We start from the raw sequence: 14,265 nt of genomic DNA on the forward strand, positions 1-14,265 counted from the left end.
GGAGAAGGGACCAGCAAGCCCCTCTCCCCTCGGGAGAGGGGTTGGGGTGAGGGTACGAGGCGCAGCCCTCTTGCACCCAAACTCCATAGGCTTTGCCCGTCCCCTCATCCGCCCCTTCGGGGCACCTTCTCCCGACGGGAGAAGGGAACACGTCAAGGTCCACGTCTTATGAGCGAACAACTTCCCCTGCTGATCGAACTAGGCACCGAAGAGCTGCCGGTCAAGGCACTGCCGGGTCTGGCGCAGGCCTTCTTCGATGGCGTGCTGCACGGTCTGGAAAAGCGCGGCGTCGCCGTCACCCGTGGCGAGGCCAAGCCGCTGTCCACGCCGCGCCGTCTGGCGGTGCTGCTGCCGGGCGTGGCCACCGAGCAACCCGAACAGCGTTCCGAAGTGCTGGGCCCGTATCTCAACATCGCGCTGGATGCCGAGGGCAAGCCGACCAAGGCGCTGGCCGGTTTCGCCGCCAAGGCCGGCATCGACTGGACCGCGCTGGAGCGCACCAGCGACGCCAAGGGCGAGCGCTTCGTGCACCGCGCGGTGACGCCGGGCGCGCGCACCGCCGACTTGCTGCCCGACGTCCTGCGCGAAGCCATCGCTGCGATGCCGATCCCCAAGCCGATGCGCTGGGGCGCGCACGAGTACGCCTTCGCGCGGCCGGTGCAGTGGCTGGTGCTGCTGTTCGGCGATGCGGTGATTCCGGCCGAGTTGCTGGGCGTGCGTGGCGATCGCCTCACCCGCGGGCACCGCTTCATGCATCAGGGCGAGATAGCGCTGGCAGCACCGGGCGATTACGTGGATGCGTTGCGCGCCGCGTACGTGCTGGTGGATGCGGACGCACGCCGTGCGCGCATCGTCGAAGAAGTCGAAGCCGCTGCCAAACAGGCCGATGGCAGCGCGCGCATCAGCGACGACAATCTGCAACAGGTGGTCAACCTGGTCGAGTGGCCGTCGGCGGTGCTGTGCAGTTTCGAGCGCGATTTCCTGGCGGTACCGCAGGAAGCGCTGATCGAAACCATGGAAATCAACCAGAAGTTCTTCCCGGTGCTGGATGCCGGCGGCAAGTTGACCGAGCAGTTCATCGGCATCGCCAATATCGCCTCCAAGGACGTGGCCGAAGTGGCCAAGGGCTACGAGCGGGTGATCCGTCCGCGGTTTGCCGATGCCAAGTTCTTCTTCGACGAAGACCTCAAGCAGGGGCTGGAGGCGATGGGCGCGGGCCTGGCCAGCGTGACCTATCAGGCCAAGCTGGGCACGGTGGCCGACAAGGTGGCGCGCGTGGCGGCGCTGGCCGAAATTATTGCTCCGCAGGTTGGTGCCGATCCGGTGCAGGCGCGTCGCGCCGCGGAATTGGCCAAGAACGACCTGCAGTCGCGCATGGTCAACGAATTTCCGGAACTGCAGGGCATTGCCGGCCGGCATTACGCCAAGGCTGCTGGCGAGCCTGGCGAGCTTTCGCTGGCGATCGATGAAGCGTACCAACCCCGTTTTGCCGGCGACGACATCGCATTGTCGCCGTTGGGCAAGGTGCTGGCGATTGCCGAGCGTTTGGATACGTTGGCCGGTGGCTTTGCGGCCGGGCTGAAGCCGACCGGCAACAAGGATCCGTTTGCGCTGCGGCGTAATGCGCTGGGGTTGGCGCGGACGGTGATTGAGAGTGGGTTTGATCTGGATTTGAAGGCGACGCTACTGACTGCGACCAAGTTGATGCCGTGGGATCGCCTTGTGAGAAAAGCTACGCTAAAGAACGAAGAAACGATTTCTGATATCGACTCCACGCAATACGCACAGCTCGCTTCTGAAATCTTTGAATTCATTCTCGACCGCCTGCGCGGTTACTACACAGACAAAGGCGTACCTGCCACGCACTTTAACGCGGTCGCTGCCTTGTTCTCGGTCGCGCCCGAGGGCGCTCCTACACCGGCTAGCGTAGGAGTGCACCTGGGCGCGACCCACGGCTCCCTCTACGACTTCGACCGCCGCATCGATGCGATCGGCATCTTCGCCACGCTTCCCGAGGCCGAAGCGCTGGCTGCGGCCAACAAGCGCATCCGCAATATCCTGCGCAAGGTCGAGGGCGAGATTCCTGGCGATATCGACACCAGCCTGTTGCGCGAGCCGGCCGAAGAAGCACTGGCCGAAGCGGTGGAAGCGGCCATCGGCGACACGGGCGATGCGTTGCACCGCCACGACTACGTCGCGGTGCTCGCGCGCCTGGCGCGCCTGCGCCCGCAGGTCGATGCGTTTTTCGATGGAGTAATGGTCAATGCCGAGGACGCGCAGCTGCGCGCCAATCGGCTCGCGTTGCTGAAGAAGCTCGGCGACCGCCTCGGCAGCGTCGCCGCCATCGAGCATCTGTCCAGCTGATGGCAGCGTCCGCCGGCGCGGTGCACTGGCAGACGGCCCAGGCCGCGTTGGCACGTCGCGACCTGGGTGTGGCGGCGTCTGCATTGCAGGCGCTGCTGGCAGTGGATCCCACCCACGTGTCCGCACGCGTGCTGCTGGCCGGCACCGTGTTGGCCAACGGCAAGATGCGCGAGGCGGTTGCGCAGTTACGGCTTGCCGCCAGAAACCTTGGCGACGACGTGGCAATGCGTTGCCGTGTGGCGCAAGCCTTGTTGCGCGTTGGCGAGCATCGCGCACTCCATGCATTGCTGCGGCACGCATCGGTGATGCAGTGCAATGACGGCGCCACGCTGGCGCTGCTGGCGCATGTGCATCAATCGCTCGGCGAACATGTCGAAGCACTGGCGATGATGCAGCGCGCGCAGGCCTGCGGATTCGATGGTGCTGACTTCCGCTTTTTCCTCGCGGTGCAACTGCAATTCAATAATCGCCTCGATGATGCAGCGCAGGCGTTGGATCGCGCATTGGCGCTGTCGCCAGGCTATGGCCGCGCCGCGCTGACGCGTGCGCGGCTACGCCGTCAGACTGCAAGCAGCAATCATCTCGATCAGTTACGTCAGCAGCTGCAGCTCGCCAAGCCCGACAGTGAAGATCGCGCCGGGCTGGCGTTCGCGCTGTACAAGGAGCTGGAAGATCTCGGCCAGACCGATGCAGCCTGGGCCGCGCTGCAGCACGGCAATGCGGTGATGCACGCGCGCTTGCGCCATGATGCCGACGCAGAAACAGCGCTGTACGCGCAGTTGGGTGCATTGGTCGAACAAGGCGTGTTCGCCGCGCAGGAATCTACCAATGCACAAGGCCCGCAACCGATCTTCGTGCTGGGTTTGCCGCGCTCGGGCACCACGGTGTTGGAGCGGATGCTGGGCAATCATGCGCAGATCGTGTCGGCCGGCGAATTGAACGACTTCGGCCATCAGTTGCGCTGGGGCGCCGACCAGGCTGGCCGCAGCCTGCTGGATGCGCGCCTGCTGCAGGCGCTGCCAACGCTGGATTATGCGCAGATTGGCGCGCGCTATCTGGAGCAGACGCAGTGGCGTGCCGGATCGGCGCGCTGGTACATCGATAAGTTGCCGACCAATGCGGTGGCGATCGGCGCGATCGCGCGTGCCTTGCCAGGTGCGTTGATCGTGCATCTGGTGCGCGAGCCGATGGCGGTGTGTTTTTCCAATTACCGCGCGCTGTTCGGCGATTCCTACGCCTACAGCTACGACCTGCACACGCTGGCGCGTCACTATCAGGCGTATCACGCGTTGATGGCGCAATGGCGCGCGGCGTTGCCGGGCCGGGTGATCGATGTGGACTACGCGCAGATGGTGCGTGAGCCATCCATGGTGCTGGAGCAGTTGATGCTGCGTTGTGGGTTGGAGATCGAACCTGGGCAGATCGATATCACCCGCTATGCGGCCGCGTCGGCAACGCTCAGCAGCGTGCAGGTACGCGAAGGCGTGCATGGGCGCAACGTGGAAGAGTGGCGACGTTATGCCACGCAGCTGGAGCCGCTGCGGCAGGCGTTGTTGCAGGCAGGCCTGATCGACGTGGGCTTGCGTTAGCGGGGCCGGACCGATCTGAGGCGCCACGCCTGAAGACCTGCGCGTGCCTTCAATCTGTTTGCACGTCCGACGCACTCTGCCCAGGTGTGTAGCAGGCAATCCGGCTGCGACGACGCGTGCGTCGCCTTGGCGCTTTGCCTTGGGAGCGGATAGACAACTGACCGATGCGTGTTGCTTGCCCTGAACGTGCCTGGGCCAAAAACGCTAGCGGCAGCCGTGGTGGCTGCCGCTGGACGAATGCAACGCGGTGACTCAATGCGCGCCGAAGCGCCAGTTCAATTCCAGCATGTAGGAACGGCCGTAACCGGTGTAGTTGAAGATGTTGTAGTACGGGTAGCTGGTGTAGGTGCGGTCGCGCGGCGGCCGGGTGTCGGCCAGGTTGTTGACCGTCGCCGTCAGCGAGATGTCGTCGTTGACCGCGTAATCCAGCGTTGCATTGAGCGTGGTCCACGCGCCGACCTTGCGTGCGCCTTCCACCGCATAGCCATCGGTGCTTTGTTGCGCGACGAAGTTGGGCGTGCGGCCATTGCGCTGGCCGAACAGCGTGGTGGTCCATGCATCTTTCTGCCACGTCACCGAGGCATTGACGATGCTGCGGAACTCGGAGGAGAAGAACGGTTCGCTGAGCAGATCGCGTACCGGATCTTGCGGGAACTGCTGGCTTTCGTGCTTGAGCGTCAAGTTGTACTGCGCATCGAAGACAAACAGGCCCCAGGATTCGGTGGCCAGGTTGTACGTCGCCTTGCTGAGCACGCCGGAGATTTCCTCGTTGGAGATATTGACCGGGTTGATGCGGATATTGCTCAAGCGGTTCGGGACCGGGGCATCGGCTGCGGTGCGATCGATGCGCGACAACGCATCCACGCAGGTGGGCGAGCCGATATCCAGGCTTCCCAGACGGCAGGCCGATTCGGTCTGCAACAGATTGTCGGTGCTCAGGTCGCTGACTTTCTGGTCGATCTTGATGTTGTAGTAGTCGGCATTGACGCTGAAGCGCGCGCTGGGCGACCACACCACGCCATAGCCGAAGGACTTGGCGGTGATCGATTGCAGCTCCGGATTGCCGGCACGGCGCCCCTGGATGCTGGTGTCGGCGTAGGTGCAGTCGGCGATCGGCACGCCGGGTTCTTCGAGCGCGCAGCGGTAGTAGTCGTTGACGCCCTGGAAGAAGCCGCTATCGCCGGCAAAGGTGAACGCCATGTCCGGTGCCTTGAACGCGGTGGCGTAGTTGCCGCGGAACAACAGCGCATCGGTCGGGCGGAACTCCAGCGCGGCCTTGTAGGTGAACTTGGAATCGCTACCACCGCCCTGGTTCTTGTAGTCGTCGAAGCGGCCAGACAGGTTGGCGGTGAGCGTGCTCAGGATCGGCACGCGCGTTTCGAACGCTGCTGCCCAATTCTCGCGCTTGCCGCTGCCCTGGGTGCCGGTCAGCTGATAGAAATCGCCAGCGATGACGCGTTGATCGGTCGGGTTTTCCCAGTATTGGTTGCCGGCCTGCAGCACGACGGCCACACCCACCGCACCGGCCGGCAAACTGAACAACTCGGTGTTGGTGAGTTGCAGGTTGACGTTCTGGGTCCAGGTCCTGGACTTGGTGCGGATCTCGTCGTTGAAGCTGCGGTACTGCGCCGGCGTCAACGCGCGATAGAAGTTGGCATCGTTGGGCGAATAGATCGGATAGCCGGAGAAGTCGCCCTGCGGCGCGCCCAGGAACTGTTCGCGGAAGAAATCTTCGATGCGATCGGCCAACGGCCATTGCTGGCGGCTGTCGATGCGGTACTCGGCGCGCGCGTAGTAAGCATCGTAGGTCCAGTTGCTGGCGCCCAGCCCGCCCTTGATGCCAGCGGCGATGTTGTAGGAATCGGCAGTCTGGCGGTCGTTGTTGAAGGTCGGGCTACCGGCTTCTTCGGGCGCGAAGATGCGCTGGTAGCTCTCCAGTTGCTGGCTATCCTGATTGTAGAAAAAGCCGCCGGTGTCGGACGAGGTCTGCCAGAAGCGCGAGCCGCCGTTGACCTCCACCTTGGTGCGATTGAGCAGCAGCGTTGCGTAGCCTTCGGTGTTGTCGTTGAAGGCGTAGGTCAGGTTGGCATAGCCGCTGGCGCTGCGTTCCTTGTTGAGGATGCTGGCGTAGCCGGGCTCGGTGCGGCTGCTGCAGAAGTTGCCGCGATTGGCGCGGTTGTCGTATTGCACCGAGCCGTTAAACAGCGGGCCCAGTGCATCGCAGTTTGCGGCGCCCGGGTCAAAGTAAGTGGTTGGCGTGTTGTGCAGTGCGATGCGCGAGCCATAGCGCAGGGTCGGGTCCGGATTGTCGGAGGTGGAATCCAAATCGCGCCGCTGGTAGCCGTAGATCGGGTCCTGATTGTTGAGCTGCAGGCCCCAGACGATATCGGCCTTGCCCAGGGTGCTGCCGCCGGTGAGCTGGAAGCGCTGGTTGTTGCCGCCACCACCGTCGTAGGTGCCCATGCGGTAATTCATCTGCACGCCGTCGACGTGCTTCTTCAGGATGATGTTCACCACACCGGCAATGGCGCTGGAGCCGTAGATCGAGGACTGGTTGCCGGGCGCCACATCGATGCGTTCGACCATGCCCACCGGCACGCTGGCCAGATCGACGAAGTTGCTCTGGCCGTTGTAGAGCAGCGGGTAGTCGGCCATCGGCCGGCCGTCGATCAGGATCAGGGTGAAGCCGGGGTCCAGCCCGAGCAGGCTCAGCGATTTGGCGCCGGCAGTGAAGCCGTTACTGAACTGGCCGTCCTGCACCGAGCCGGTGGCCATCGGCTGCGAACGCAGCACGTCATAGACATCCTTGAAGCCGCGGCGCTGGATGTCCTGGGCGGTGATGGAGAACACCGGGCTGGCCGTTTCGACCTGCGACCGCGGAATCAACGAGCCTGTCACGGTGACCTTGTTCAATTCGGTCACGTCGTTCTTGTTCTGTGCGATCGCAAGCGACGGCAGGGCAAGCGACGGGAATGCAAGGGCGGCGCAGACGGCATTGACCAATAGATGACGCTTCATGAAAACCTCTCTCTCCAAAGGTGTGGAACTACGGCGCGCGGCAATCCGGGGGAGGGCCGCTTGGCATGCTGTCAACGAAACGTTAACAACACCCCGACTCTAACCAGCGCATGCGCGTCCGTATAGTCGAGATTGCTTAGGTTTTTTGTCCCTTCACGCCCAGGCTCGGTATCCTTTGCCGATGCTTAAAGTCGTGTTTGCTCTCTCCCTGATGTGCACCCTGCTCGTTCCGCTGCAAGCGGCTGCCCGCGGAACCATCGACAAGATCGAAATCAAAGGCTTGGACGGCGACGACGACGCCGAGATGATCGAGAACATCGAGGTATCCCTGTCTCTTTATGAGGCTGTCGGCAAGGAGCAGGGCGAGTCGCGCATCGAGTATTTGCTGGCGCAGGCCGAGCGGCAGACGCGTGAGGCGTTGGAGCCGTTCGGCTACTACTCGCCGACCATCGAACTGGCTGCACCGCGCGAAGGCGACAAGGTCACGGTGGTGATCACGGTAGAGCGTGGCGAGCCGGTGCGGGTGCGGCAGTCGCATATCTCCATCACCGGCTGGGCCGAGCAGGACCGCTACCTGGGCCAGGACCTCAAGCAGTTCGAGCCGCACGAGGGTCAGGTCTTCAGCCACCCGCAGTACGAAGCCAGCAAGGTGCGCATCACCCGTCGTCTGGCCGAGCGTGGCTATTTCGATGCCGACTTCACTCAACGCCGCGTTGCCGTCACCCGTGCCGAGCATGCCGCCGATATCGATTTGAACTGGGACAGCGGCCGCCGCTACGACATGGGCAAGGTGCACTTCGATTACGACTACTTCCGCGAAGGCCTGTTCGACCCGTTGGTGTACTGGGACGAAGGCAGCTACTACCACGAAGGCAAGCTGGATCGCCTGCGCGAGTCGCTGACCAAACTCGATTACTTCAGCACCATCGACATCCAGCCCAAGCCCGAAGACGCCGACGACCAGGGCCGGGTGCCGGTGGAGGTCAAGCTCACTCGCGCCAAGCGCACCGTCTACACCTCCGGCTTGAGCTACGGCAGCGAGAGCGGCGCCGGTGTGCGCGGCGGCGTGGAGCGGCGCTACGTGAATTCGCGCGGCCACAAGATGGACACGCAGCTGGACTACGCGCAGAACCGCAAGAGCCTGACCACCAGCTACCGCGTGCCGGCCTTCCGCTGGCTGGATGGCTGGTACACCGCCTCGGCGCGGCTATACGACGAACAGACCGAATACATCGACCTGCGCAACGTCAAACTCACCGGCAGCCGCAGCGGCCAGATCAACGAGCGCTGGAGCGCGATCGCCTCGATCAACGCCTTGCGCGAGCGCTGGCGTTTCAGCAGTGGCGACGATTTCGAAGGTGCGGTGTACGAGACGTCCACGCTTGTCTATCCGCAGTTGCAGGTGAACTACGTCAACGTCGACGACCGCCTGTTCCCGCGCAGTGGCGTGTCCGGGCAGGCGTTCATCCGCGGCGGTGCCGAAGGCGCCGGCTCGGACACCAACTTCGGCCAGGTCTACGGCCAGCTACGCTGGTTTCTGGGTGCCGGCGACAACGGCCGGGTGATCCTGCGCGGCGAAGGCGGTACCACCTGGACCAGCGATCTGGTGGCGATGCCGCCGAGCCTGCGCTTCTTTGCCGGTGGCGCCAACAGCATCCGCGGCTATGCATTTCGCGAAGTCGGCCCGCGCACGCCCAGGCCGGACGAATTCGCGCTCGGTGCCAAGAACGTGGTTACCGCCAGCGCCGAGTACGAGCATTACCTCAAGGGCGGCCCGTGGGGCGGTGCGGTATTTGTCGATAGCGGCAGCGCCTTCGACGACACGCCGGACTGGCACACCGGTATCGGCTTCGGTCTGCGTTGGCGCTCGCCGGTTGGGCCGGTGCGCGTGGACATCGCGCATGGCCTGAACGACCCCGACTCGCAGTTCCAGCTCTATATCGATATCGGGGCCAACCTGTGAGCACGCCTACGCCTACGCCGACCCCCGCACCGCGCCGCGCGCGTTTCTATCGCCGGCGCCGGTTCTGGGTGGGCTCCGGGCTGACCGTGCTGGGCCTGATACTGCTGGCCTTGATCGCGGTGTACTGGTTGCTGCAGACCGTGGCCGGGCGCGATGTGTTGCTGGCGCAGGTGGTGGCGCGCTTGCCGGTAGGCGCCACGTTTACCTACGGCAAGGTCGAAGGCCCGGTCGCCGGCCCGCTGACCTTGCGCGATGTCGATTTCCGGTATCAGGACATCCACTTCACCGCCGAGCGCGTGTACCTGGAACCGGATCTGCGCCCGCTGCTCGGGCGCAAGCTGCAGCTGGATGCGGTGCAGGTCAGCAATGCCACGTTGAACCTGGGCAAGAGCGACGAACCGTTCACGCTGCCGAGCTGGCCCGAATCGTTGCCGCAGATCAACGTGCCGCTGGCGATCCAGGCCGACAAGATCGCGGTGGACAACCTGCGCATCACCCAGCTGCAGCAGCCGATGATCGTCTTGCACAAAGTGCAGGGCGGGCTGGAAGTGGCGACCGGCGAGTTGCGCACGCGCAATCTGGTGGTCGACACCGATATGGGCGACTTCCGCCTGCACGGCGACTATGTGCCCAACGACGATTACCGCGCCGACCTCACCGCCACCGCCGTGTTGCCGGCCGCACGCGGGCGCACGCCGGCCAGCCTGGGGCTGGTCGCACGCGGCGATCTGGACAAGATGGAAGTGGCCATCGCCGGCCGTGCGCCGGCCCCGCTGCAGGCCAGCCTGGTGTTTACCGGGCGCGACGCGCCGACCTGGGCGTTCAAGGCCGTCACCGACGCGCTGGATACCTCGCTGCTGATGCCGGCCAGCAACGGGCAGTACGCCGCCCCGGCCACGCCGATCGCACTGAACCTGCAAGCCTCCGGCAAGGGCGGCAGCGCCGATCTGCAAGGCAGCGTCAAGCAGGGCGAGCTGAGCGCCACGCTGCAGCCCTCGCATATCAGCCTGCTGGACCAGGTCATCACGGTCGAGCCGCTGGTGATCGACACGTTCGAAGGCCGCACCCAGTTGCGTGGTACTGCGGATTTCCGCGACACCCAGAATCCGAGCTTCCGTTTCGCGGTCAATGCCAGCGGCTTGCGCTTCACCCCGACGCCGGACCCGGCCACCCCCGATGCGCCCGCTGTGCCGGTGGAACTGGTCGATGCGCGTCTGGGCGTGGCCGGCACCTTGAAGGCGTGGGCGGCGATCGGTCGCGCCACGCTGGAACGCGACGGGCAACAGGCCGCGCTGGTGTTCGACAGCCGCGGCAACGATCAACGCGCGCAGCTCAAGCAGGTGCAGGCCAAAACCCCGGGCGGCTCGCTGGATCTCACCGGCGAAGTAGGCTGGACGCCGGAGCTGCAATGGGATGTCACCGCGCAGTTGGCCAAGTTCGATCCGGGCTATTTCGCGCCGGGTTGGAACGGCAATTTGTCCGGCAAAGTCGCCTCCAAGGGTCGCCAGTTGCCGGCACCGGCCGGCGGCGTATCGCCGGGTTTCGAGGCCACTGCGGATATTCCGACCCTGACCGGCCAGCTGCGGCAACGCGCGCTGTCGGCCAACGGCAAGTTCGCCCTGCGTGGCGAACAGGGCGAGGGCGAATTGCAGCTGTCGTTGGGCAATAGCCGCATCAACGCCAAGGGCAAGGTCGGCGACCAGCTCGACATCGCCGCGCAACTGCAGCCGCTGCAGCTGGACGATGTGCTGCCCGGCGCCACTGGTACGGTGCGCGGGCAATTGCAGGTCAGCGGCCGTCGCGATGCGCCCGACATCACTGCCGACATCGTCGGCAATGGCTTGCGTTGGAACGACTACAGCGCGCAGAGCATCAGCTTGCGTGGACGGTTGCCGTGGCGCGGCAGCGATGGACAACTGGCATTGCAGGGCACCGCGATCGAAGCCGGTGTGGTGCTGGACAGCGTGCGCGTGCAGGCACGTGGCGCGGTGGAAGCCTTGCGCCTGGACGCCGACATCGCCAACAGCATGGCCAGCGTCGCCTTGCAGGGCGATGTGCGTCGCAATGGCGAGCGTTGGCAGGGGCAGGTCGGTACCTTGCGGATCGCACCGGCCAAGGGCGCGGCGTGGGCGCTGCGCCAGTCGGCGCAGTTCAGCACCGACGGCGCGGCATTTACCTTGTCCGACACCTGCCTGGGCGCTGCCACCGGTGGCGCGCTGTGCGCCAGTGCCAACTGGCCGCGCGAAGGCATGGTGGTGCACGGCGATGCATTGCCGTTGTCGCTGGTGCAGCCGTGGTTGCCCAAGCAGCAAGGCCGGCAGATCTATCTGCGTGGCGAGCTCGCGCTCGATGGCAGCTTCAAGCCGCGCGGCAACGCGTGGGAAGGTTCGTTCCGGATCGCCTCGCCCGAGGGCGGCATTCGCCTGGGCGAAACCCGCTATGCGGCGGTGGCCGGCAATCCCAATCGTGGCGAGTTGCTGCGCTACGACCAATTCAGCATGCAGGCCGATTTCAACCCGCAGCAGATCCAGGGCAAGCTCGGTATCGGTTTCCAGGGCGCCGGCTTTGTCGATGCCAAATTCAACACCGGCTGGGATGCGTATGCGCCGCTCAACGGCGAGCTGTATCTCAACATGTCGCGCCTGTACTGGCTGGAGCTGGTGGTGGCCGATGTGGTGCAGCCCAAGGGCCTGGTCGAAGGCCATGTGAGCCTGCGCGGCACCCGCGACAAACCGCTGCTGGGCGGCGACGCCACCTTGAGCAACTTCACTGCCGAATATCCCTCGATGGGTTTGACCCTGAGCGAGGGCAAGGGCCGCTTCGACGCTCTGCCGGATGGCTCGGCCAAGATCACCGCATCGGCCAAGTCGGGCGAGGGCACGCTCAACATCGACGGCGGGCTGTCGTGGTTCGGCACCAGCACGCCGCTGCTGCTGAATATCCGCGGCGACAACGTGCTGGCCTACAACACCAGCGAGTTGCGCATCATCGCCAACCCGGACATGCAGTTCGGCATCACCGACAACACCATGCAGCTGCGCGGCAAGGTCACCGTGCCGGAAGCCGATATCGACCTGGAACGCCTGGATCGCGGCACCTCGGTATCCGAGGACGTGGTGGTGCTGGACCCGGTGGATCCGGAAGAAGCGCCGGCTTCGCCGCTGGATATGGACCTGGCCATCGTGCTCGGTGACAAGGTCAACATGAGCGGTTTCGGCCTGAAGGGCGGGCTGAGCGGGCAGATGCAGATCCGCGCGCGCCCGGGCCGCGAAATGACCGCCAACGGTGGGCTGGATGTGCGAGGTCGCTACAAGGCCTATGGGCAGGATCTGACCATCAGCCGCGGCCAGCTGACCTGGAACAACAACATCGTCTCCGACCCGCGCGTGAGCCTGCGCGCCGAACGCAAGATCGGCGATGTCACCGCCGGCATCGACGTCAGCGGCCGCGCCGAATCGCCACGCGCCGATGTGTGGTCCGAGCCGGCGATGTCGCAATCCGAAGCACTCTCGTATCTGGTGCTCGGCCGTGGCCTGTCCACCGCCAGCAGCGACGAAACCCAGCAGGTCAGCGCCGCCTCGGCCGCGTTATCGGCCGGCAGCAGCCTGATTGCCTCGCAGATCGGCGCCAAGCTCGGCCTGGACGAAGCAGGGGTCAGCGAATCCAGCACCGTTGGCTCAGTTGTGGGCTTCGGCAAGTACCTCTCGCCAAAACTTTATGTGGGCTACGGCGTCTCGATGGTCGGCAGCGGCTCGGTGCTGACGTTGAAGTACCTGCTCAGCCGCGGCTTCGATGTGGAAGCCGAATCGAGCACGGTGGAGACCAAGGGCTCGGTGAACTGGCGGCGGGAGAAGTAGCAGCCAATCGCGCACCAGTGCATCACATGGTGTGCGTGGTGCCACTGCATTGCGCCAGGTCCAGACCTGACGCAATGCAGATATCCAGGGATGTTTGGCCATGCGTGTGGCATCGTCAGGTCGAGCACTGCGGTTATCTACAACCTGTTCCGCCGCGTTGCCGGGCGGGGCACACCGGCATCGTGCAGGCATTACGCACTTTTTATGCCGGCGCACCAGGGCGCAAATAGCCCCTTTACGCCGCGCAGGCCTACCTTGGCACTCCCGCACTGTGGTGCGTTGAGTCGAACACGATGTGTATCCTGATTTTGCAAGGTCCTCAGGCTGATCCGGCACCGTTGGTGCCGATGCAGTTGCCTGAGTGTGCTGGCCGTGCGTTGCGTACGTTGGCGTGTGCCGATGTGGATAGCTTGATCGCCGAGTTGCATGCGGCTGGCGGCGATGCGGAGGTGGAGTTGGTATTGCTGGATTCGGGCGATCTGCCGTTGTCTGAGCGCAGTTGTGCGAGGGCCTTGCGCGTTGCCGTGGATGCACTGCCTACGCCGTATATCGAGCTTCATACCGATGCCGACCAGGAACTGGAGCCGTGGCTGCATCCGCAGCATGCGCCGTTGGCGGTGGTGATCACGCCGCACGATGCGCCGCGTGCGTATGCGATGTCGCTGGGGATTGCCGCGCGTTGCTTGCCAACCTTGCACGCGCCGTTGCGCGCTGCTGCCTGAGGACACCGACATGTCGATCATGATCGTGCGTGGGCCCGAGGCATCGTTGCCGCTGGTGCGTGGTCCGCAGCCGTTGCCGCGTGCCGTGATCCGGCAATTGGTGGCGTGCGCGGGGGATGCGGGCAAGACGGTGGCGCTGCGTGCTTGCGGGTCCGAGCAGGAGTTGCTGGATGCATTGCGTGTGGCCGGTCAGGCGCGGATGGAAATCGCGTTGATCGATCCGGGCAGTTGCGTGGACAGCGTGCGCTTGCATCGCGTGCTCAGCGCGTTGCCGTATCCGTTCGTGGAGGCCCATGACGATAGCGTGGACCGGCCGGAACGTTGCCTGCCGGAGGGTTTCGGGCAGCGCATTGCGACGGTGCGCGGTTACTGCGCGCAGAGCTATCTGCTGGGGCTGGAGATCGCGTTGGAACATCTGGGCTGCACGGAGATCCAGGGCGATGTCCACGTCGGTACCTGAGCTGCGCCAGCTGCATTATTTCGCCGACTACGAGGGCTATTGCGACGGTCGGCCGGTGCTGTGGGGGCAACTCGCCCACAGCGTGGAGGTGCCTGCCGATGGCGTGCTGGATGCCGCCGGGCTGGTGTGTGCGTTGCGCCGCCGTGCGGCCGAGGCGCATGGGCTGGAAGCGGGGCAGATCCGCTTATGCCAGGTCACGCGGCTGTAGCGCGTGTTCCCGCCACATACAACGACGCCACCGGAAGGTGGCGCCGTTGTTCTGCCGTGACTAGCCGTCATTCAACGCAATTCA

8 protein-coding genes are annotated in these 14,265 nt (G+C 64.7%); 7 read left to right on the forward strand and 1 reads right to left on the reverse strand.

Annotation, left to right across the window (positions count from 1 at the left end; genetic code table 11):
* The first annotated feature begins 168 nt into the window (after positions 1-168).
* Both glyS and NYR97_RS09365 read left to right on the forward strand, forming a co-directional pair.
* Complete coding sequence (glyS, locus tag NYR97_RS09360; protein ID WP_316697668.1) at positions 169-2,364, forward strand: glycine--tRNA ligase subunit beta; 2,196 nt, start codon at positions 169-171, stop codon at positions 2,362-2,364.
* Positions 2,364-3,953, forward strand: a complete 1,590-nt coding sequence (locus NYR97_RS09365; RefSeq protein WP_316697669.1) for a tetratricopeptide repeat-containing sulfotransferase family protein — start codon at positions 2,364-2,366, stop codon at positions 3,951-3,953. The genes glyS and NYR97_RS09365 overlap by 1 nt, the downstream gene beginning before the upstream one ends.
* Positions 3,954-4,205: 252 nt before the next feature.
* Here the strand turns inward: NYR97_RS09365 and NYR97_RS09370 are convergent, their stop codons facing one another.
* Positions 4,206-6,896 (reverse strand): TonB-dependent receptor domain-containing protein, encoded by a 2,691-nt coding sequence (locus NYR97_RS09370; protein ID WP_316698132.1) that lies wholly within the window; start codon positions 6,894-6,896, stop codon positions 4,206-4,208.
* A gap of 256 nt (positions 6,897-7,152) precedes the next feature.
* Between NYR97_RS09370 and NYR97_RS09375 the strand changes: the two genes are divergently transcribed.
* The 5 genes from NYR97_RS09375 (at position 7,153) to NYR97_RS09395 (ending at position 14,181) form a co-directional block, all read left to right on the forward strand.
* Positions 7,153-8,934: an autotransporter assembly complex protein TamA gene (locus NYR97_RS09375; RefSeq protein WP_316697670.1), complete on the forward strand. Its 1,782-nt coding sequence runs from the start codon at positions 7,153-7,155 to the stop codon at positions 8,932-8,934.
* On the forward strand, positions 8,931-12,791 hold the full coding sequence (locus NYR97_RS09380) for a translocation/assembly module TamB domain-containing protein (protein WP_316697671.1): 3,861 nt from the start codon (positions 8,931-8,933) through the stop codon (positions 12,789-12,791). Before NYR97_RS09375 ends, NYR97_RS09380 begins: the two co-directional genes overlap by 4 nt.
* A gap of 293 nt (positions 12,792-13,084) precedes the next feature.
* Entirely contained in the window at positions 13,085-13,513 is a 429-nt protein-coding gene (locus NYR97_RS09385) for a hypothetical protein (RefSeq protein ID WP_316697672.1), read from the forward strand.
* A 10-nt stretch (positions 13,514-13,523) separates the two neighbouring features.
* A complete protein-coding gene (locus tag NYR97_RS09390; RefSeq protein WP_162498285.1) occupies positions 13,524-13,973 on the forward strand; it encodes a 3-dehydroquinate dehydratase in 450 nt (149 codons plus the stop codon).
* Positions 13,954-14,181 carry a hypothetical protein gene (locus tag NYR97_RS09395; RefSeq protein ID WP_006449106.1) on the forward strand — a complete coding sequence of 76 codons (228 nt, stop codon included), beginning with the start codon at positions 13,954-13,956 and terminating at the stop codon, positions 14,179-14,181. Before NYR97_RS09390 ends, NYR97_RS09395 begins: the two co-directional genes overlap by 20 nt.
* Positions 14,182-14,265: the final 84 nt, after the last annotated feature.

Origin of the sequence: Xanthomonas hydrangeae, from assembly GCF_032697525.1 — a bacterium.
GTDB lineage: Bacteria > Pseudomonadota > Gammaproteobacteria > Xanthomonadales > Xanthomonadaceae > Xanthomonas > Xanthomonas hydrangeae.